This window comes from Sphingobacterium yanglingense, from assembly GCF_004363245.1.
Classification (GTDB): Bacteria; Bacteroidota; Bacteroidia; order Sphingobacteriales; family Sphingobacteriaceae; genus Sphingobacterium; species Sphingobacterium yanglingense.
The window spans coordinates 167,089-186,535 of the sequence record NZ_SNYV01000015.1; the positions used below are offsets into that span (position 1 = coordinate 167,089).

A 19,447-nucleotide genomic window follows, 5' to 3' on the forward strand; every position below is an offset into this window, starting at 1 on the left:
TATCATGGGCATACACGTAGGAAATATTCTAGAGCAAGTTCTTAGAATGGAACGTATTGGGATTAGCGAATTATCCCGAAAGCTTAAAGTAAGTAGAAGAACAATATACAATTGGTTTGAACAAGAGAATTTGAATCTTCAAATTCTGTTAGAAGTTGGTAATATAATTGGACACGATTTTACAGCCGAATTACCAGAAAATTTAATAAAAAAACATCGTCACGTACTTAATGCAAAAGATACCTCTTCTGTAAAAAATACAGACGTTGATAATAATTCTGTTTATTTCTGGATGAATAAATATATTAGCTTGTTAGAAAAATATAATGATCTATTAAATCTCATTTCCGAAAATTCACCTTCAAATAAAAACATAACAGGTAAAAATGGTTATTTTTAATGCCACAAAAGCCTTTTTCTATTGGAAGAAATAAAATGATAACCTCAAATCTCCCCTCCTATCTCTTTCTATTCAGAATCAATGTAAGATGTAGAGGACGCAAAGATTTGCGCTTTCTTCTCTCCTAAACCTCGAAGAGATCAGAAAACTGTTAAACACAAAACAGGATCTTAAGCATTCCCTCACTATCTCTTCTTCCCCCCTTTTTCTTTACTCCTTAATACAGACTTCACCCACGACCGTCAATACGACGTATTTGATGACGTATAGGATTGGTACGTATTTTTTTCATCGATTCTTTAGAGTTCCTTACTACTGAAACAATAACAAACACTACTAAACCTCCACCAAGAACCTACAAATGAAAAAAGCCCCACTTTTCAGTGAAGCTTTTTCCAGTAGCGGGGAGCAGGATAGAACTGCAGTCCGCCAGCTGGCGGATATGAAGCCCGTCTCGTTAATACCTATAAATAACAAAAGCTCCAAGTTTCCTTGAAGCTTTTTTCAGTAGCGGGGAGCAGGATCGAACTGCCGACCTCAGGGTTATGAATCCTGCGCTCTAACCATCTGAGCTACCCCGCCGTTTCAGTGATGCAAATATAGCAATAAGGAATTATTTTCAAAGTAATTTTTTAGAGATTTTAATATTTTTATATCCTTCAAAAAAGCCTTCCGACGCAATTATCTAAGAATGAAAGCTGTAACATGTTGACAACTTTTTGGATGTTAACAAATATTATTCTGCTTCATGTACTTTTAAAATAAAAATATGTATTATTACAGAAATCAATATGAAAACGTTAACTAAAAAATGATTTAGCTATGTCGGAAAAAACTAAAATTCACCTAGAATATATAATCAACTCTTCTCCACGCATTCTGTACCCTTATTTAATTGAGCCGAACGATCTTGCACAATGGTTTGCTGATGATGTAATCTACCATGATGGAGTCTACGAATTCATCTGGGATGGCGAGTCGCATAGAGCAAAGATTGCTATTTCTAAAGAAAACAAATACGTTAAGTTCAAATGGGTAGATGACGAACCTCACTTTTTCGAATTGGAAATCATCCAGGATGAACTAACGAATGATGTGGCTCTTGCCATTACCGATCATGCGAAAGATGAAAATGTAGAAGATCGAAAAAAAATCTGGGACAACTCGATAAGCTATCTTCAAAGTGTAATTGGTGCTTAAAATTCTGTACCTTTGTTTATCACGCATAGCCTCATGTAAAGCTAACAAGGCCATGCTTATAGATACATGAAAAAAGTACACAAATTAATACTACAAGCATTCATTAAGCCATTCATTGTCACATTCTGTATCGTGATGTTTGTGCTTTTGATGCTTTTTTTATTTAAGTATATCGATGACCTTATCGGAAAGGGGTTCGAATGGTACGTCATTATGGAGCTTATTGGCTACCAATGTGCCGTACAGTTGTCCATGGCTCTCCCACTTTCTATGCTGCTCTCCTCCATCATGACCTTTGGTAATCTAGGAGAAAGCTATGAATTGGTCGCTATAAAAGCTGCCGGCGTTTCATTACGAAAAGCCATGAGCCCCTTGTTCATTTTGGTTGGAATATTCGCTGGCGGATCCTTTTTATTTTCCGACTACATACTACCTGTAGTCAATCTGAAGATGGGTTCGCTATTATGGGATGTCCGTAACAAAAAGGCGGATTTTCTCATCAAACCAGGAATCTTCAACAGTACCATTCCTGGATATGCCATTCGCGCCAAAAGCAAAAGCAAAGATGGGACGGTACTATACGACCTCACTATCTACGATAAATCTAAAGGCAATGCCGCGAGTGATGTCCTTGTTGCAAAAGAGGGATATATGTATAACTCGCGAGATCAAAGTTTCATGATCTTAAAACTTATCGATGGGGTTCGTTATGAAGACGCTCGTTCGAATAATGCAAAAACCTACGACCCTCGTCAACAGTTTACGCGCTTTTATTTCAAAGAAACGGAAACAAAGTTTGACATGGACGCGTTTGAAATGAAACGCACAGATGAGAATCTCTTCAAACAGCACCATCAGATGCTAAATCTACGTCAGCTTAAACTTAAGTCTGACACCAATCTGATGGAGCTGGATAGCATCTCCAAAATCAGTGCACAAGAGTTAAAACACAATATCCTTTATACTTCTCGGTACTATAACGAGGGGAATAGAGAGAAAGCAAAAATAGAACTCAATGGTGATATCCTAACATACATTCCAGAGTCTAATCGGAGAAATGTAATAAGCAGTGCTCTTGGGCAGATTCAGCAATTCAAAGATGGCACATTTAATAGATCAACCGAATACCAGGGGTTAATTGATAAAGATATCCGCTATGACGTTGAATACCACAGAAAATTCACATTAGCAATTTCTTGTCTTCTTCTATTTGCCATTGGAGCACCATTAGGTGCCATCATTAGAAAAGGTGGACTAGGCGCTCCTGTAGTGATATCGATCATATTCTTTCTTATATACCATATCATATCGACTGTCTCAGAAAAGGCTGCAAAAGACGGAGCTATCACTCCTTTTTGGGGAATGTGGATGGCAATAATTGTACTCACGCCATTAGCCGCGTTTCTTACCTACAAATCCACCACGGATTCTGCACTATTTGACATGGATCAATACAAGATTAAAGCACAACTTGCCTTAGGCTGGATTAAAGAAAAACTAAATATCAAAAAACAAAAGGTTTAGTCTAGATTTTGACTTCTTGATTATTAAAAGAACGAAAATCAACTATACCTTTGTAATTGGAAAACTAATATATCAATGGATATAAAATTAAACACAATCGAAGAAGCCATTGAAGACATCAAGGCTGGAAAAGTAATCATTGTAGTGGACGATGAAGACAGGGAGAATGAAGGTGACTTTATTACTGCAGCTAGAAATGCTACTCCTGAAATAATCAACTTCATGGCGACACATGGACGTGGATTAGTTTGTGCACCATTATCAGAAGAGCGCTGCAGAGAGCTGAACCTACACCCGATGGTGGGCCAAAACACAGCGATATACGAAACTAACTTTACCGTCTCTGTAGATTTACAGGGTTATGGATGTACAACAGGGATATCAGCATCAGATCGTTCAAAGACAATAAAAGCACTTATAGATCCTAATATTAAACCAGAAGAACTTGGCCGCCCTGGTCATATATTTCCATTGATAGCGATGGATGGAGGTGTTTTACGCCGTACCGGGCATACCGAAGCAACTGTCGATATAGCTCGACTTGCAGGCTTTGAGCCGGCAGGTGTATTGGTGGAGATCCTCAAAGAAGACGGAGAGATGGCAAGACTACCTGATTTGCTTGAAGTTGCCAAACGGTTTGATCTCAAAATCATAAGTATTGAGGATCTAATAGAGTATCGTCTAAAACATGATTCATTAATCAATGAAGAAGTATCCGTAAAAATGCCTACGGCCTACGGAGAGTTCCAGATGAAAGCCTTTACCCAAAAAAATAGTGGCGAACAACACCTTGCAATATACAAAGGCGAATGGAAAGAAGATGAACCTGTATTAGTACGTGTACACAGCTCTTGTATGACGGGAGATATATTTGGGTCTTGCCGCTGCGACTGTGGACCTCAGCTTCATAAAGCGATGGAGATGATTGAAAAGGAAGGTAAGGGCATCATTGTATACATGAACCAAGAGGGACGAGGGATCGGATTAATCAATAAACTTCACGCCTACAAATTGCAGGAAGAAGGTATAGATACTGTGGATGCCAATATCCAATTGGGATTCAAAGCTGACCATAGGGATTACGGCGTAGGTGCTCAGATACTCCGTCATATGGGAGTCTCGAAAATGAGATTAATGTCCAACAATCCGACGAAAAGAGCTGGTCTCGTAGGATATGGCCTTGAAATCATCGAAAATGTGCCTATTGAAATAGAGCCAAATGCGTACAACGAAGCGTATTTAAAAACTAAACGTGACCGAATGGGACACAGCATTCTCAAAAACATATAGATATAAAAAAAGAGGACTAAGTCCTCTTTTTTTATATCTACCATAAGTGATAACGTACGCCCAACGTTAAATAATTGGGCTGGAAGTTTTCATCTTCTACTAGATACTTCACCTTGTACCCCGTATATACCGATAACTGTACAGGCTTAAAATAATAGCTTAATCCAATCTGTCCGTTAAGAACAAAACGTTCATCTTTTACAAACGCATACTCTTTTACACCTACCTCTTGGTACCGAACAAAATCTTCAGCGACCCCAGTGCCAAGAAAAACGTTAAAATTGCTTTTTCGTTTGTCTAAAAATGAGAAAAGATAATCTGCACCAACAGAGACAAAATTACCGCGCCCATGTACCTGTGCCTGTACGGCGTTCCGACTGTTCAGATCGTACTTCCCTTGTATACCGAAACTACTTTCCTTCGCCGATTTTACGCTCATATCTCCATAAAATCCAAATGCCCAACTATGATCCTGTCCAAATGAAAGTGTCGACATCCCGGTTATAAATAAAATTACCACTAAAACTCTTCTCATAATAAATTAGTTTACTTGTTCCCCCTTTGATTTTCTATATGCTTTATAGAGTTTAATAAGCAGCATTAATAATATAGCCAAACCTACAATCCCAATAACACCATATATCCAATTCAGAGCGGATTTCAGAATAACGACAAATACGATAGCAAACAACAATACTGTAGCCATTTCATTCCACAACCTCAATTGTTGCGATGTCCAAGTCGATTTTTCATCCCTTAGACTGAACATTAATTTTTGAGTTCTGAAATGATAAAACACCATACCTCCGACAAACAACAACTTGACATGCATCCAACTTAGGCTTAATAAACCTGGAGTAGAATACAACATCAATAGTGCAGAAACAATTGCAATATACATTGCAGGAGTCGTTATCACCCACCATAGGCGGTTTTCCATTAATGAAAACTGCTTATGCAGAATTTGATATTCGACGTCCCCCTTACCTTTCGCTTCGGTATGATAAATAAAAAGTCGAGGCATATAAAATAGTCCCGCCATCCAACAGATTACAAAGATAATATGCACCGCTTTCGCATATAGGTATATCATAGCACAAAAATAAAAAGGAAAAATTAAATAATTTTTCCTTTTTTAATCTAATCGTTAGTATCTAAACTCTCTGATAACTTCCACTGCGTATTTGACATGGTCAAATGGCATATCAGGCATAATACCGTGTCCTAGGTTACATATAAAACCATTCTCCCCGCGCATTCTTTCGAACAACTCATGAATCTTAGCTTTAATCACCGGCTTGTCTGCATACATGATAAACGGATCTAAGTTCCCTTGAACAGCCATGCCTGCAGGCAGACTCTTCTTGATATTTAGCAGATCCGCATTCCAATCGACAGAAATAACGTCTGGATTACTTTCAGCCATTACAGGTGCAAATACAGATGCTCCTTTCGCAAATGATATTACAGGGACGGTACGCTTCAGATTCGCTAAGATATACTTATTGTACTTATGCGAGAATGTATGGTAGTCATTCCACGATAGCGCATTAGCCCAGCTATCGAAAAGTTGAACAGCATTAACACCTGCATCGATCTGCATATTCAGATAAGCTATCGTCAGGTCCGCTATTTTCTGAAGAATAAGGTGCGCCAATTCTGGCTCATTATTCAACATCAACTTCGTTAACTTAAAATCTCTAGAAGATCCACCTTCTACCAAATAGCTTAGTATAGTGAACGGTGCTCCCGCAAATCCAATCAAAGGAATACGTCCATCAAGACGTTGTTGTATAACACGGATTGCATCCGCTACATATTGCAATTTGTCAAGACAATCCACCGACAGATTTTCGGCATCCTTCCAAGTACGGACAGGATTTGAAAAACGAGGTCCTACTCCTTGCTCAAAAGATAGATCTCCTCCCATTGCCTCTCCAGTAACAAGGATATCCGAAAATAAAATGGCAGCATCGATACCCAAAAGATCAACCGGAAGCATAGTCACATCAGCAGCGATCTCGGGAGTTTTACACATCTCCAAAAAGCTGTATTTATTTTTAATCTCCCAATATTCCGGCATAAAACGTCCTGCTTGACGCATCATCCACACCGGAGGTCTCTCCACTTGCTGCGAAAGCGCAGCCTTGATAAACAAATCGTTCTGTAAAGTTGTACTCACTATATTCTAATTATATTTTTTTACGTCTTCTCTAATTTTTGCAACGATATCACTTTGTCTGTGCGTCAAAGCCAACTTATCCGTTAGGTCCAAGTAGGTTTTCACTCTATCGTATTCCTTTTTCCGCAGATTAATATTGGCAAGATTAATCAGAACCATTCCTTTCTCGTTGTCTCTACGCCACGGCAACCGCGACGCCAATTGGAAATGATACTCAGCCTCCTCTATATTATCATTTTTTAAGGCCAGATTACCTTTCATAAACTCGTAAAAATTACGTCTACCTTTACGCAGATTATCTGGATTTTTAATCTCAGAAAGCAATTTGGCTGTTTTCTCGTAGTCTTGCTTATGGAATGACTGGGTTGCTAAAAAAACAGTCCCTTCTCTATATTGACTCCATATAAAGTAACCAATAATCCCTAACAAATAAACACAAACATTATAGTGCTTAAAAACAACGGCATAGGCTAATCCAATAATGCCTATGCCAATTATTATCATTCGGCGCCGTGTATTCATATGTTATTACTCGGCTTGCCCCTCTGTATTATCTGTGAACTTATACCCCACCCCTCTAATCGAGTGAAAATAAATAGGATGCTTTTGATCAGGTTCAAAATACTTTCTAAACGTCAGAATAAAATTATCAATCGTACGGGTAGAAGGGTACACATCGTAGTTCCACACTGTTTCTAAAATCTGCTCTCTAGAAACAGCTTCATTACGCCGTTCGATAAGTAACTTTAGGAGCATGGTTTCTTTCTTTGTCAACGAAGTGACCGTACCATCTGCTAAGTGTAACTCATAGGAATTGAAATAGATGGTCTTGTCACCTATGGTATAAGAATTGAGTTCCTTTAACTCGTCTCCTTTCATCCCTCTTCTAATCAAATTACCTACACGCAAGATTAGCTCTTCAAGGTTGAACGGCTTGACCAAATAATCGTCTGCCCCTTTCTTTAAACCTGTAATGCGATCTTCGCTACTATTCTTAGCCGTCAGAAACATAATAGGTACTTCTGTATTCTGAAGGCGGATGGTTTCTGCAACCTGAAAACCATCGATTTCAGGAATCATTACATCCAAAATGATCAGATTGAAGCGTTCTTCTTTGAAGATTTTCAACGCCTTCTTACCATCGGTAGCCGTAGTGACACGGTACCCTTCTAATTCTAAATTTAATTTGATGGCCTCCAACAAGTGTTCCTCGTCTTCGACTAAGAGTATCCTTTGTTTAGCTTGCATAATTTTCAAATGTTACTTCAAAGATGCTCCCGGAAGGTTTATTATCCATAACCCTGATGGTAGCATCATGTTTTTGCAATACAGATTTTACTATATATAACCCCAAACCAGTTCCTTTGGTTTTGCGAGTGGATTCATTCCCTACACGATAGAATTTATTAAAGATAAGTCTCTTTTCCTCATCTTGTATACCAGCCCCATGATCAGCAACAGAAAAGACAAGGTCATTATCTTTTTTCTTGAGACTCACTTCTACATTGGCACAAGGTGGCGAATACTTGACTGCATTCTCCACAAGATTGGTCACCACATTAGTAATTGCAAACTTATCTGCATGTAAGACAATCCCTGGTTCAATCTGTGGCCTAATAATTTCTGATTTGCACGCATTTTTCTGAAGCCTATCTAAAATTTCTTCAATCAATACAGAAAAATCAAAATCCTCCTTGGGTAGAATAAAAGTCCTGTTTTCCAATTTAGTAGCTAATAGAACATTCTCCACCAAATAATCAAGACGTTCGATATCTTTCAATGAATTCGACAAGAAAGTTTTCTGTTGCTCACGATCCAAGTCCCGCTTCAATATGGTCTGCAAATAAAGCTTAACAGAAGCCAAGGGTGATTTTAGCTCATGGGTAACAGAAAGTAAAAAATTCTGCTGTTGCTGTTGGTAATAGCGTTCGCGTTCCAGATGTTTTTTCAGCTTAATTACAGCGAGCACAAAAATTGCTATAAAAATCAATCCCTCACCAATAATCATCCCCTTTCTATCTGGAACATGCTTTATGAACATGTATCCCCACCCTATTAATTGACAAAGTGCATATAACGCCAGTAGATAAAACCAAAAGAGTGCTCTTCTCATAAATGCTATTTCAACAAAAATAGGTAAATATAGGTGTATAATAAAATAGCCCGTGTTTTATGACACTAATAAGAAAAAGGAGTAAGGTCTGCTATACATATTGTGTACAATATTGAATTTATGTAGGTTTGTACATGTTCAAGCAAAAAAAAGACATATTTTTCGATTTAGATCATACCATCTGGGATTTTGACAAAAATGCAGAAGAGACCTTACATGAACTCTACGTAACGTTTCGATTTGACCGACTTTTTGGAAGCGAGCGCGCAGACTTGTTTATTGAAACCTATACACTGAACAATCACCGCGTATGGGATTTGTACCACCACGGCAAGATAGACAAACCTACGCTAAGAAAATTAAGGTTTGCAGACACCTTTACACAACTTGGTGTAGATCCAGAACTTTTCCCAGTTGCGTTTGAAGAAGAATACCTCAAAATTTGCCCCACAAAGACAAATCTATTCCCCAATGCACATGAGACACTTGCCTACTTAAAAGGCAAATACAACCTCCACTTGATATCAAATGGTTTTAAAGAGGCCTGTGAACTTAAACTAAAACACAGTCGCCTGGCGGACTACTTCAAAACAATCGTTATATCCGAAGTATTTGGAGTCAACAAACCTGATCCGCGCATCTTTGATCATGCTGTAAGCAATGGATCCGCTGAAAAAACGACTTCTATTATGATTGGAGATAATATTGACGCAGATGTACGGGGAGCACAAAACGCAGGTCTAGAAGCCATATACTTCAACAGTACTGGGGCTGATAAACCGACAGACGTAGACTATATGATCAGAGATCTTAAAGAGCTACAGCATATTTTCTAAAAATAGGGAAGAGTTAGAACACCCTTCCCTATTTTAATATTTTTTGAAGCAACCTAATATAGGACTGCGCTATCTTATTCATACCGTAATCATTGGGATGAGCATAATCTACAGTAGAATTGACATCCAAAGCAATCTCTCGACTATCTAACCAATATAGATTTTTGTTCCCCTCTTTTATTAACCGATCAAAAGTAGCTTTTCCTACTTCTGTAGACTTTTCATATTCCGCCAATGTAGCTTTATTCATAAATCCTGGAGTAAATGCGGAACTGTGTCCCGTAAGAACAATCGGCTTTTGCGGGTGCTTTACCCGAATGGTTTTGATAGCTCCAACAATCAAGGAGTCCAGCTGCTTTTCATTTCGCTGAGGGCCGACCGCTAAATTAGGAAGGCAGTCTAAAACATATGCCGCAGCGTCTTCTTGAGCGATCAAATCCAACACCGGTTGTTCCAACCGTCCATTTCCTGAAAATGCCAGATTAATAACCTCATTGTTCAAGGAACGTCCTAAAATATTCGTCCAGGCCATACCAGGACGCGACACACAGGCTCCTTGTGCGATGGACGTTCCGTACACCACAATAGGAGCCTTTTTTTCCTTGTTATCCACAAAAGAAAACCATTGCGATTTATCTACACCTATTTCAAGCCACTTTACCGTATTATACAAGGGCAGGTATAAACGATATACCCCTGTTTTATTGTTACCGATATTACTAAAGGTATACTGTATCGTATCTTTGAATTGGTAACTTCCATATGCCCAGCGCCATGTATTGGCTTCTTTCAGATATAAATCGACGCCACTGACACCCGTAGTCGGCATATGTGGCATATTCAAACCTCCAGATACGGCATAGCGCACTACTATAGTATCAGCATCGGTACGAAAGTCTACATATATACCTGCTGCATTCTGTCCCAAATTCCAAACCGCATCCCGCACCTGTCCTTGTAACCGACTTGGGAGACGACCAATTGAAATTTCATTCCTCATTTCTTTGGACCTTCCCTGTAAAACCTCTGCACCTACAGGGTAAAACGTTCGTTCGCTCTGCCCAAATACGCTAAGTGAACAGACCGAACAAAGGAAAGCACATACAATCACAGCTCTCCATCCCGTCATATACATACGCATTAGGGCAATACCTTGATGGCCACGTTACGATACCAGACATCGTCACCATGGTCTTGAAATCCAATCACACCTGGCTCAGCCCCCACTTTAGAAAGCAGCTCAAAAGCTAGAGGCCACTTATCTTGGCTAAACTTACTAGATTGCAATAATTTATTCCATTCAGGGGTTCTGACCGTATACTCTACGACTTTCTTACCATTCTGAAAATGTTGAATTTTCTCTCCCTGAACGACAATTTTCGATTTATTCCACGTTCCTACCGCCTTTGCATTCTGAGGCTTTGCGGGAATCATATCATAGAGTGATGCAGACTGTCTATTTCCATCAACACCCTTGCTTGCGTCTGGATGCTTCTCATTGTCCAGGATTTGGTATTCTGGGCTTGATATGTAAATCGGTTGACCTTTGACTTCTTTTGCTAAGAAAAACACACCGGAATTGCCTGCTTCAGATATCTTCCATTCAAACTCCAGTTCAAAATTCTTGAAATCATGTGCAAATATAATGTCACCCCCCTCCGGTTTATCGACATTAGGTTTTTTGGAAAACTTAAGTGCACCATCCTCTATATTCCATTTATTAGGAATATAAGCTTTATTATATCCTCGCCACCCTTCCAACGAGCTACCATCAAATAGTACATAGGCTCCGCTTTTGTTTTTCTTGAACTTTGTCAAATCTACCTTTGGCAGATCCATCAATTCATAAGTAGGGGCAACGGCCTCGAAACTCTTTTTGCCCTGTGCATGTGCTGCCGAAAAGGAAAACATTCCCATCATTAAGCAAGCTGATATAAAGCTAGTCTTCATTAGTGTATTTTTTATTTACGGTCTTCGAATTATCCAAAACAATTCAGGTTCAAATATATAATCGCAATTCTACCAATAAATATACAAATACTTAATGTAATTCCTACACTTAGTAGTCTAAAAGAAAATCCTAATAACCTCCCATATTTTCATCGGAAGGCATGTCTTCATTTTTCTTCCGACCTTTGGTCAAATCCTGCACTCCAAAACGGTAAGAGAAACCAAGCGTAAACGTACGCTTAGACCATCTAAAGAATCGGTCAGAATACTGAGACGACAGATAGCTATCACCACCAAACTGCCTAGAATCGAACAAATCGCGGACATTAAACGTTATACTGCCTTTACCTTGCAACACATCCTGTTTTAAAGCCAGATCTCCCCCCTTCATTGCTTTCGTCCTGCCCTGTAAACTGTTCATTGGAGCACGGTAGTCACCACGCAATTGAAGAGAAGTCAACTTTGCCAGTTTGAGGTTTGTGGTCAGGTTCGCATTCCAAGACAGTCCATCAGAAGACCGAACATTATACCCTTCATTCGGTTCTATTTTAAAATAGAAAACATTTCCATTTGCGGTTATATCCCACCAGGGAAAAATATTCACCTTGGAGACGACCTCAAACCCGGCATTATTTCTGGAACCTATGTTTTCCCAGCGCATAAAAGTAGCATTGGGATTATCATCCAAATAGACAGCTGCTATAGAATCATTTTGATCATACTGAAACGGTTGCGTAACGTCATTTATACGGCGGTAGTAAGCCGAAGCAAGGAAATTCCATCCCGAATAAAACTTTGCAAAACTCATCTCCACAGCGTGAATATCTTCAGGCATCAACTCTGGATTTCCCTGTCTAAAGTTCGTCTCGTCAGACAAATCCACGAAAGGATTGACTTGCCATCCCCTTGGACGTTGTACCCGCCTGGAATAACTCAGCTGTACTTTATCTCCTTCCGAATTAACGTCATAGGTCAAAAACAGACTTGGATATACTCGAAAGTAATCTAGTCTTCCTGGTGTCACATCTCTACCTTTTTCAATGAGAGATGGTTCAAAGCTACGGATAGTTGTATTTAGAAAAGCATCCTCCGCACGAAGTCCTAATTGTAGCCCTATCCGCTGAGATAACATACGCTGGTAGTTAGCGTACAATGCATGGACACCCGATTTCATATTAAAATCATTGTTCACCCCATAATCAGGTTCAAACACTCCTCCTACTAATTTTTCAGAACGCTGCCCCTCATCCGACGAACGTAATATCGTACGGTACCCGGCTTCGAACTTATGGTTCTCGCCTAATGGCAAAACATAATCCAGTTGAAAATTCCAATTCCGGCCACTTTCGTTGGTTGCATTTTTTCGTCTACTTTCGGAGATAGTAGAAGTCTTATCGTAGCGCTGTATATAGTCATTCGTACCATCCTCTTTGTCGTAACCAGAAGTTACATTAGCAGTCAACTCCTCTCCTTCCTTACGTAAGGTACGTTTAAAATCAAAACTGATATCATAGCCCAGATCCTCTTCTTTCTGTCTGGATTTGCGGGAACTGGAACTGCCATAACCAGGGCGGTTATAATAGTTGTAAAAAATATCTTCGCCTCTTTTATTATCCCTCAGACTCAAATTGGCTCCTACGCTAATCGTGGTCTTTTCATTAGCATAATAATCCGTTCCTAAACGAAAAGAATTATTGATTCCCTTTCGGAATGTTTCTGAGTTCGATTCGGTGATTTCACTGTTCTCCTGTTGCAAACCGTCAAACAGTTGCACAGTACGTACTCCCCCCTCACCTACATTACGGCCATTTCTATAATTATACCCTCCGAAATAATTAAACTTCCGGTCCCTATAATTCAACGTAACCCCCGCGTTATAGTTATCGTAGCTACCAACAGAAGCATTTGCTACCCCGTTAAACCCCGTGCGGGTATTCTTCTTTAATACAATATTGATAATTCCGGATTGACCCTCTGCATCATACTTTGCAGAGGGATTGGTAATGATTTCAACCTTAGCAACTGCGTCAGCAGGTAGCGACTGAAGCAATTTATTAACATCAGATCCCGCCATAGCAGACTCTTTGCCATCGATCAAAACACGAACGCTATTAGACCCTCTCAAACTCACAGAACCGTCCATATCCACCTGTAAGGTGGGAACATTAGCTAGTAAATCCTGTGCCGTACCACCTACGCTAACAATACTCTGGGAGACATCAAACACTTTTTTATCAATTCCCAACTGCAATTCGGGCAGACGCCCCTTCACAACAATCTCGTCCAGCTGGCGACCGCTCTCAACAAGGGATACAACACCGATATCATTTGTTTTATTGGCAGCAATTACCACACCTTCCCGTTCATAATCAAGCATTCCGACAAAACTGATCTTCAGGATATACTTACCGGCCGGAATAGCATCCATCAAAGCAACTCCATTGCTATCAGTCTGTCGTCCCTTTACAGGGGCCTTTGAAACAGCATGCAATAACGAAACACTAGCCCCAAGCACGGGCTCTTTGCTTGATTCTTCTAGAACAGAGACTTTAAACTGCCCTTGTTGCGCATATATAAATAAAGGTAGGGCAAAAAATAAGGTAAATAATAATTTAAGTTGCATAGCTTAGATTGCGTTCGTAAGCTACAAAAATGGAGAATAAAACAGAATAAGGGGCTATCGTAACCGTATTATTACCAAGCGAAAAACTACTCCACCGAAACGGTAAGACCTTCTGCCTTCAATATCTTTCTATAGATTTCCAACTCCACGTAAGGTCCTTCTAGCACCGCACATTTCCCTTCTGTGTGTACTTTCCAAGCAATACGTTCCGCCTGCTGTTCTGTATACTGCAGGTGATGGATAAGACAATAGATTACATGATCAAAAGTGTTGATATCATCGTTCCAAAGAATAAGCTTATGGCTTTCTTTAACAGAGGCTAAAATTTCTTCAAGCGTAAAGGTTTCTTGTTCGGTTTCTACACCCATAGCGCAAAAGTAGTGTATTTTTCAAAAAAACCGTAATTTTGTAGTAATTTCCTCCCTATAGGCAGCCCTCTTTAGATAAAAGGCCTTCCTAATCAGTTGATGGGTTGAAAATAGTTAGATTATTAACAACTAGAAGTAAAAAATCATGTTCCAATCTAAAATTGCAGGCCTAGGACATTATGTTCCTAAAAATGTGTATACTAACAATGACCTTACCCGATTCATGGATACGACCGACGAATGGATTCAGGAACGTACTGGCATCAAAGAAAGACGGTATGCTGATCGTCTAGAAGAAACCACTACCTCAATGGCTGTTGAAGCTGCGAAGATTGCTATAGAACGTGCAAAAACAACAGCTAAGGACATAGACTTTATTATATTCGCGACACTGTCTCCTGACTATTATTTTCCGGGCTGTGGAGTACTGCTTCAACGAGAAATGGGTATGGGAGAAATCGGGGCATTAGACATCCGTAACCAATGCTCAGGTTTTGTCTACGCTTTGTCTATAGCTGATCAATTCATAAAAACCGGAATGTATAAAAATATACTGGTCGTCGGTTCAGAAAAACACTCTTTTGCCTTGGATTTTTCGACACGAGGCCGAGCCGTCTCCGTGATATTTGGTGATGGAGCAGGTGCAGCCGTACTGCAACCTACAACTGAAACAGGCAAAGGCATCTTGAGTACCCACCTCCACTCAGATGGTGCGGAAGCCGAAAAACTAGCAATGTATTACCCAGGAGCGTCGGGAGGAAAAGGTTTGGAAAATAGACCAGAATGGCCTGACCAGGAACTAGGCGGTATGTTCGTAACCCCTAAGATGCTAGAGGACGGAAGTGCTTTTCCCTATATGGATGGTCAAGCCGTTTTCAAAAAGGCAGTGGTAAAATTTCCGGAAGTCATCGGTGAAGCTTTAGCTAAAAACGGACTAACGTCTGCCGATATAGACCTTCTGGTACCGCATCAAGCCAATCTCCGTATATCACAGTTTGTACAGAAAACATTGGGATTAGCGGATGATAAGGTGTTCAATAATATTCAAAAATACGGCAATACAACTGCTGCATCAGTACCAATTGCGCTTTCGGAAGCTTGGGAAGAGGGCCAGATCAAAGAAGGGGATTTGGTTTGCCTAGCCGCATTTGGAGCAGGCTTTACTTGGGGATCGGCATTGATCCGATGGTAATAATATAATGCTGTGATATGGAATCGTCTTTCTGTCGACTTTCTTATCACAGCATTTCAACTTGCTTTCTTACAATACACGCACTAATAATCCCTTCAGATATTCACCTTCGGAGAAAGAAGCACGTACAGGATGATCCTCTGGCTGCGAAAACTGTCTAATAAATTGGATTTCTTTACCTGCATCCAGAGCGGCCCAAGCCAATACCTGTTTAAAGGTCTCAATATCCATTGCTCCAGAACAAGAAAAAGTGGCCAATAAGCCTCCACTCTCCAACAACATCAATCCCCTACGATTCAAATCTTTATAAGCTCTAGAAGCTTTCTCTAACGTCGATCTTGAAGGTGCATACTTTGGCGGATCCAACACAATTACATCAAACTTTTCACCTTGCTCTCCCAATTGACGCAAGTACTTATTCACATCAGACTGAACAGCCACATGTTTTGTTTCATCAAAACCATTATACCTCACATTTTCTTTTAGGGTATCTATAGCTAATGCCGAACTGTCAACCGAGATAACTTCATCAGCCCCCGCTCGAAAAGCATTTAAGGTAAAACCACCGGAATAACAGAAACAATCCAGCATCCGCTTACCTTTGGCATATTGAGCCGTCAAAAAGCGGTTGTCACGCTGATCGCAATAGAAACCCGATTTCTGACCATCAATGATATTCACTTTATAGTGGATTCCATTCTCTACGATTTCAACAAAATCTGGAGGTAATTCTCCCCACAGCACCCCATTTTGATCTGGCAATCCTTCATATTCTCTGGATTTCAAATCACTTCTTTCGTAAATCCCCTTAGGTTGCAATAGATTTACCAATTCATCAACGATAAGTCCTTTGACCTGTTCTATCCCTACCGAATGGACCTGAATAGAAATATAGTCTGCATATTTATCCGCAATCAGCCCAGGTAAAAAATCAGCTTCTGCAAAAATCAAACGGACCGCATCATTATCTGCCGTCAACAGGTGCTTCCGATTCTGAATGGCCTTTCTTACACGTAATCTCCACCAGTCTTCATTAATCTCATTCGCTGGATTCCATTCCAACAAACGGACTGCTACGCGAGATGTATTATTATAGATTCCATACGCAATGAACTCCTCTTCTATATTATATACAGCTACAACCTCTCCTGGTTGTACCCGACCATTTATTTTGCCAATCGCTCCAGAAAATACCCAAGGGTGTAATTGCCAAGCAGCTTTATCTTTACCTTTTTGTAAGATTATCGTATTCATCGCACAAAAATAAAACTGAAGAAGCAAACAATATTATTTATTTTAAACTTTTTCAAAATTTTATTCCAAAACAATTAAAAAAAGAGCAGCACATATTGAATGGCTGCTCCTTTTGGCTATAACGATAGATCAATTTTATCACTATTGTAATGGATCGACTATGTGTTCAGACATAATATAACCTTCGTCTAATTCAATTATCTTAAAATTTCTAAATTCAATTTTTGCTCCCTCGGCTTCTAGGCATAAGTAGCCTTTACGCTGACTTGATTCGCGGATTCCGTTTACAAACTTCCCGTTAATAGACAATTTAATCGTACCATCTACACATACAACCGTATATTTATTCCACTCTCCCACCCCTAGACAACGATTTTCTATTGACTTACTCCTTATCCCTCTAGGATTGTCGGGTATGGTTCGGGTTTTCCCTGCACCAAAAAGCTCACCGTGAACATAGGCTATTGGCGGCACTACTCCATCTCTCTTATTCTGATTGACCCAATCTAGTTCTAGCATCTGGACTTCAACCCCGCTGGGCAATCTACTAGATACTTCAGGAACGGCATCGCACCAAACAAAAACACCAGAATTACCTCCTGCTTCCATATGTCGCCACTCGACATCCAAAATAAAATTTTGATACATCTTTTCGGACCGAATCACTCCGATAGGTAATCCCCTACAAACTAACACTTCCTGGTCTTTAGACCAAGTAGCAGCGCTAGTGTTTACATCGACCCATCTCAGGGGCTCACTAATAGGAGCTCCCTCCATAAGATCGCGCCAACTTTTCCCTTCTCCAAATTCAAAAAGGACTTCTTGAGAAAAACCAAGAACAGATGACATAAAACATAAAAAAAAGAGAACCAGCCTAACTATTTTTTTATAGTAAGCGTTATAATCACAATACGTACAATTCTCCCCGCTCACAAACGAATGATTACATGTTTTAATGGAATAACAAGACATTTTAAACAAAAGTTAAGGATGAATACCTAAATTAATTATCGAGGTCATTTTATCCATGCACTGTCAACCTCAAACATTCATTTCCAATCTGACTCGGAAATACTCCGTAATAGATTTGGACAAAACACACCATTTCTCTATTATTTGTCTATCTATTGCCTACGTGCAGGGTAGACAATAGATAGAGGGAGAGGCATGAATAGCAGACTATCTATTTGCGAGCAAATACGCCTTAAAATCTTCATAGCTGACCTTCAAGTCAGTAGCAAGCTTAGGCTTATTCGACAAATCTACCGCTCCCTTAGGAAGAGTTACTTTGGCAAATATCGCTTCGTCTATTGCGTCTGGAAATTTACAAGGGTGCGCCGTTGATAAAAACACCGAAGCGTAAGTCCCCGGTGTATCTCTACGATACGCCTCCGATGCCAGATAAGCTATCGCAGTGTGAGGGCAGGCTACGTAATTATATTTTTCATACAGCCCTTTCATCGCTTGTTCAGTCGCTCCATCATCATAGGTATACGACGATATCATACCTCGAAGGTGCTCTAAATCTCCATCAAACATATCTTGTATTCTCACCCAGTTACTTGGATTACCTACATCCATGGCATTAGCTAGTGTTTGTACAGAAGGTTTAGGCTCATAACTACCTGAACGAAGAAAACGGGGAACGGTATCATTTAGATTTGTCCCCGCGACAAAATGCGTTACCGGAAGTCCCATTTTATAGGCTAATAACCCTGCTCCAATATTTCCGAAATTGCCACTAGGCACTGTAAATACGACTTCAGAGATTCCCTGAGCTTTCAATTGAGCATAAGCCCAGAAGTAGTAGAATGTCTGAGGAATCAATCGAGAAATATTGATTGAGTTTGCCGATGTGAGGCGCAGCTCACGATTAAGTTCGGTATCATTAAAAGCCTCTTTCACCAAAGCCTGACAGTCATCAAATGTACCATCCACTTCCAGAGCTCTAATATTCTGCCCATTAGTAGTCAACTGCTCCTCCTGCACCTTAGATACTTTTCCCTTAGGGTACAATATTGTGACACGCGTTCCTTCAACTCCTAGAAAACCTAAAGCTACTGCTCCACCGGTATCTCCGGATGTCGCCACTAACACATCCAAGAGCTGATCGCCTTTTTGAGAGAAGTACCCCATTACCCGACTCATAAAACGAGCTCCAAAATCTTTAAAAGCATAAGAAGGTCCATGGAACAACTCCAAAACAGCGGTCTCCGCATTCAAGAATTTGACAGGAGCATCAAAATTAATCGCATCATCCACAATCTTCTTCAGATCAGCCTTTGGAATATCATCACCAATCAATGCTGAAGCCACGGTCAGAGCGATTTCCTGAAGCGAATATTGTTGTATATTCTGGATAAAAAACGGATCTAATTGTGGGATCAATTCAGGCATATACAACCCTTTATCCTGCGGAAGAGAGTTGAAAACGGCTTCTTGAAAAGAAACCCGTAAGGTCTTATTATTCGTACTATAAAGTTTCATTTTTTAAATATTAGATTTAAGATATTAG

At 39.9% G+C, this 19,447-nt stretch carries 19 protein-coding genes and 1 tRNA gene; 6 read left to right on the forward strand and 14 right to left on the reverse strand.

Annotated elements, in window-relative coordinates:
• Positions 1-4: 4 nt before the first annotated feature.
• On the forward strand, positions 5-400 hold the full coding sequence (locus CLV99_RS14465; RefSeq protein ID WP_133585231.1) for a helix-turn-helix domain-containing protein: 396 nt from the start codon (positions 5-7) through the stop codon (positions 398-400).
• A 508-nt stretch (positions 401-908) separates the two neighbouring features.
• Here CLV99_RS14465 and CLV99_RS14470 read toward each other — a convergent pair.
• A tRNA-Met gene (locus tag CLV99_RS14470) sits at positions 909-982 on the reverse strand.
• A 240-nt stretch (positions 983-1,222) separates the two neighbouring features.
• On the opposite strand from CLV99_RS14470, the gene CLV99_RS14475 reads away from it, so the two are divergent.
• The 3 genes from CLV99_RS14475 to CLV99_RS14485 all read left to right on the forward strand — a co-directional run bounded on the left by CLV99_RS14475 (position 1,223) and on the right by CLV99_RS14485 (position 4,414).
• Entirely contained in the window at positions 1,223-1,600 is a 378-nt protein-coding gene (locus tag CLV99_RS14475) for an START-like domain-containing protein (RefSeq protein ID WP_133585232.1), read from the forward strand.
• Between the two features lie 66 nt (positions 1,601-1,666).
• Positions 1,667-3,124: an LptF/LptG family permease gene (locus tag CLV99_RS14480; protein WP_133585233.1), complete on the forward strand. Its 1,458-nt coding sequence runs from the start codon at positions 1,667-1,669 to the stop codon at positions 3,122-3,124.
• 75 nt (positions 3,125-3,199) lie between these two features.
• Positions 3,200-4,414 carry a bifunctional 3,4-dihydroxy-2-butanone-4-phosphate synthase/GTP cyclohydrolase II gene (locus CLV99_RS14485; RefSeq protein WP_133585234.1) on the forward strand — a complete coding sequence of 405 codons (1,215 nt, stop codon included), beginning with the start codon at positions 3,200-3,202 and terminating at the stop codon, positions 4,412-4,414.
• Between the two features lie 37 nt (positions 4,415-4,451).
• On the opposite strand, the gene CLV99_RS14490 is transcribed toward CLV99_RS14485, so the two are convergent.
• The 6 genes from CLV99_RS14490 to CLV99_RS14515 are packed head-to-tail and all read right to left on the reverse strand — an operon-like array spanning position 4,452 to position 8,709.
• The gene (locus CLV99_RS14490; RefSeq protein WP_133585235.1) at positions 4,452-4,949 is read right to left on the reverse strand and encodes a hypothetical protein; all 498 of its coding nucleotides are present in this window, start codon (positions 4,947-4,949) and stop codon (positions 4,452-4,454) included.
• A gap of 6 nt (positions 4,950-4,955) precedes the next feature.
• Positions 4,956-5,507, reverse strand: coding sequence for a CopD family protein (locus tag CLV99_RS14495; RefSeq protein ID WP_133585236.1), 552 nt, complete (start codon positions 5,505-5,507; stop codon positions 4,956-4,958).
• A 54-nt stretch (positions 5,508-5,561) separates the two neighbouring features.
• Positions 5,562-6,596, reverse strand: coding sequence for a uroporphyrinogen decarboxylase (hemE, locus tag CLV99_RS14500; RefSeq protein WP_133585237.1), 1,035 nt, complete (start codon positions 6,594-6,596; stop codon positions 5,562-5,564).
• 6 nt (positions 6,597-6,602) lie between these two features.
• Complete coding sequence (locus CLV99_RS14505) at positions 6,603-7,118, reverse strand: hypothetical protein (RefSeq protein WP_133585238.1); 516 nt, start codon at positions 7,116-7,118, stop codon at positions 6,603-6,605.
• A gap of 6 nt (positions 7,119-7,124) precedes the next feature.
• The gene (locus tag CLV99_RS14510; RefSeq protein ID WP_133585239.1) at positions 7,125-7,844 is read right to left on the reverse strand and encodes a response regulator transcription factor; all 720 of its coding nucleotides are present in this window, start codon (positions 7,842-7,844) and stop codon (positions 7,125-7,127) included.
• Positions 7,834-8,709: a sensor histidine kinase gene (locus CLV99_RS14515; protein ID WP_133585240.1), complete on the reverse strand. Its 876-nt coding sequence runs from the start codon at positions 8,707-8,709 to the stop codon at positions 7,834-7,836. Before CLV99_RS14515 ends, CLV99_RS14510 begins: the two co-directional genes overlap by 11 nt.
• A gap of 134 nt (positions 8,710-8,843) precedes the next feature.
• Between CLV99_RS14515 and CLV99_RS14520 the strand changes: the two genes are divergently transcribed.
• Positions 8,844-9,545 carry a YjjG family noncanonical pyrimidine nucleotidase gene (locus CLV99_RS14520; RefSeq protein WP_133585241.1) on the forward strand — a complete coding sequence of 234 codons (702 nt, stop codon included), beginning with the start codon at positions 8,844-8,846 and terminating at the stop codon, positions 9,543-9,545.
• A 28-nt stretch (positions 9,546-9,573) separates the two neighbouring features.
• Here the strand turns inward: CLV99_RS14520 and CLV99_RS14525 are convergent, their stop codons facing one another.
• From CLV99_RS14525 to CLV99_RS14540, 4 genes are all read right to left on the reverse strand, one after another.
• Positions 9,574-10,686: an SGNH/GDSL hydrolase family protein gene (locus CLV99_RS14525; RefSeq protein WP_133585242.1), complete on the reverse strand. Its 1,113-nt coding sequence runs from the start codon at positions 10,684-10,686 to the stop codon at positions 9,574-9,576.
• Positions 10,686-11,495, reverse strand: coding sequence for a 3-keto-disaccharide hydrolase (locus CLV99_RS14530; protein WP_133585243.1), 810 nt, complete (start codon positions 11,493-11,495; stop codon positions 10,686-10,688). Before CLV99_RS14530 ends, CLV99_RS14525 begins: the two co-directional genes overlap by 1 nt.
• Positions 11,496-11,625: 130 nt before the next feature.
• On the reverse strand, positions 11,626-14,118 hold the full coding sequence (locus tag CLV99_RS14535; protein WP_133585244.1) for a TonB-dependent receptor domain-containing protein: 2,493 nt from the start codon (positions 14,116-14,118) through the stop codon (positions 11,626-11,628).
• A gap of 86 nt (positions 14,119-14,204) precedes the next feature.
• Complete coding sequence (locus tag CLV99_RS14540; RefSeq protein WP_133585245.1) at positions 14,205-14,486, reverse strand: ATP-dependent Clp protease adaptor ClpS; 282 nt, start codon at positions 14,484-14,486, stop codon at positions 14,205-14,207.
• A 145-nt stretch (positions 14,487-14,631) separates the two neighbouring features.
• Between CLV99_RS14540 and CLV99_RS14545 the strand changes: the two genes are divergently transcribed.
• Positions 14,632-15,678, forward strand: coding sequence for a 3-oxoacyl-ACP synthase III family protein (locus CLV99_RS14545; protein WP_133585246.1), 1,047 nt, complete (start codon positions 14,632-14,634; stop codon positions 15,676-15,678).
• Positions 15,679-15,747: 69 nt separating this feature from the next.
• Here the strand turns inward: CLV99_RS14545 and CLV99_RS14550 are convergent, their stop codons facing one another.
• The 3 genes from CLV99_RS14550 to thrC form a co-directional block, all read right to left on the reverse strand.
• Positions 15,748-16,932: a class I SAM-dependent rRNA methyltransferase gene (locus CLV99_RS14550; protein ID WP_133585247.1), complete on the reverse strand. Its 1,185-nt coding sequence runs from the start codon at positions 16,930-16,932 to the stop codon at positions 15,748-15,750.
• A 141-nt stretch (positions 16,933-17,073) separates the two neighbouring features.
• Complete coding sequence (locus CLV99_RS14555) at positions 17,074-17,781, reverse strand: 3-keto-disaccharide hydrolase (protein ID WP_133585248.1); 708 nt, start codon at positions 17,779-17,781, stop codon at positions 17,074-17,076.
• 330 nt (positions 17,782-18,111) lie between these two features.
• Positions 18,112-19,419: a threonine synthase gene (gene thrC, locus CLV99_RS14560; protein ID WP_133585249.1), complete on the reverse strand. Its 1,308-nt coding sequence runs from the start codon at positions 19,417-19,419 to the stop codon at positions 18,112-18,114.
• Between the last annotated feature and the right edge of the window lie 28 nt (positions 19,420-19,447).

Bases quoted from the DNA above. Each gene is read 5' to 3' on its own strand.
- CLV99_RS14490 (WP_133585235.1), bottom strand. From the start codon at position 4,949: ATGAGAAGAGTTTTAGTGGTAATTTTATTTATAACCGGGATGTCGACA.
- CLV99_RS14525 (WP_133585242.1), bottom strand. From the start codon at position 10,686: ATGCGTATGTATATGACGGGATGGAGAGCTGTGATTGTATGTGCTTTC.
- CLV99_RS14520 (WP_133585241.1), top strand. From the start codon at position 8,844: ATGTTCAAGCAAAAAAAAGACATATTTTTCGATTTAGATCATACCATC.
- CLV99_RS14505 (WP_133585238.1), bottom strand. From the start codon at position 7,118: ATGAATACACGGCGCCGAATGATAATAATTGGCATAGGCATTATTGGA.
- CLV99_RS14540 (WP_133585245.1), bottom strand. From the start codon at position 14,486: ATGGGTGTAGAAACCGAACAAGAAACCTTTACGCTTGAAGAAATTTTA.
- CLV99_RS14495 (WP_133585236.1), bottom strand. From the start codon at position 5,507: ATGATATACCTATATGCGAAAGCGGTGCATATTATCTTTGTAATCTGT.
- thrC (WP_133585249.1), bottom strand. From the start codon at position 19,419: ATGAAACTTTATAGTACGAATAATAAGACCTTACGGGTTTCTTTTCAA.
- CLV99_RS14465 (WP_133585231.1), top strand. From the start codon at position 5: ATGGGCATACACGTAGGAAATATTCTAGAGCAAGTTCTTAGAATGGAA.
- CLV99_RS14555 (WP_133585248.1), bottom strand. From the start codon at position 17,781: ATGTCATCTGTTCTTGGTTTTTCTCAAGAAGTCCTTTTTGAATTTGGA.
- CLV99_RS14535 (WP_133585244.1), bottom strand. From the start codon at position 14,118: ATGCAACTTAAATTATTATTTACCTTATTTTTTGCCCTACCTTTATTT.
- CLV99_RS14515 (WP_133585240.1), bottom strand. From the start codon at position 8,709: ATGAGAAGAGCACTCTTTTGGTTTTATCTACTGGCGTTATATGCACTT.
- CLV99_RS14545 (WP_133585246.1), top strand. From the start codon at position 14,632: ATGTTCCAATCTAAAATTGCAGGCCTAGGACATTATGTTCCTAAAAAT.
- CLV99_RS14480 (WP_133585233.1), top strand. From the start codon at position 1,667: ATGAAAAAAGTACACAAATTAATACTACAAGCATTCATTAAGCCATTC.
- CLV99_RS14550 (WP_133585247.1), bottom strand. From the start codon at position 16,932: ATGAATACGATAATCTTACAAAAAGGTAAAGATAAAGCTGCTTGGCAA.
- CLV99_RS14530 (WP_133585243.1), bottom strand. From the start codon at position 11,495: ATGAAGACTAGCTTTATATCAGCTTGCTTAATGATGGGAATGTTTTCC.
- CLV99_RS14475 (WP_133585232.1), top strand. From the start codon at position 1,223: ATGTCGGAAAAAACTAAAATTCACCTAGAATATATAATCAACTCTTCT.
- CLV99_RS14510 (WP_133585239.1), bottom strand. From the start codon at position 7,844: ATGCAAGCTAAACAAAGGATACTCTTAGTCGAAGACGAGGAACACTTG.
- CLV99_RS14485 (WP_133585234.1), top strand. From the start codon at position 3,200: ATGGATATAAAATTAAACACAATCGAAGAAGCCATTGAAGACATCAAG.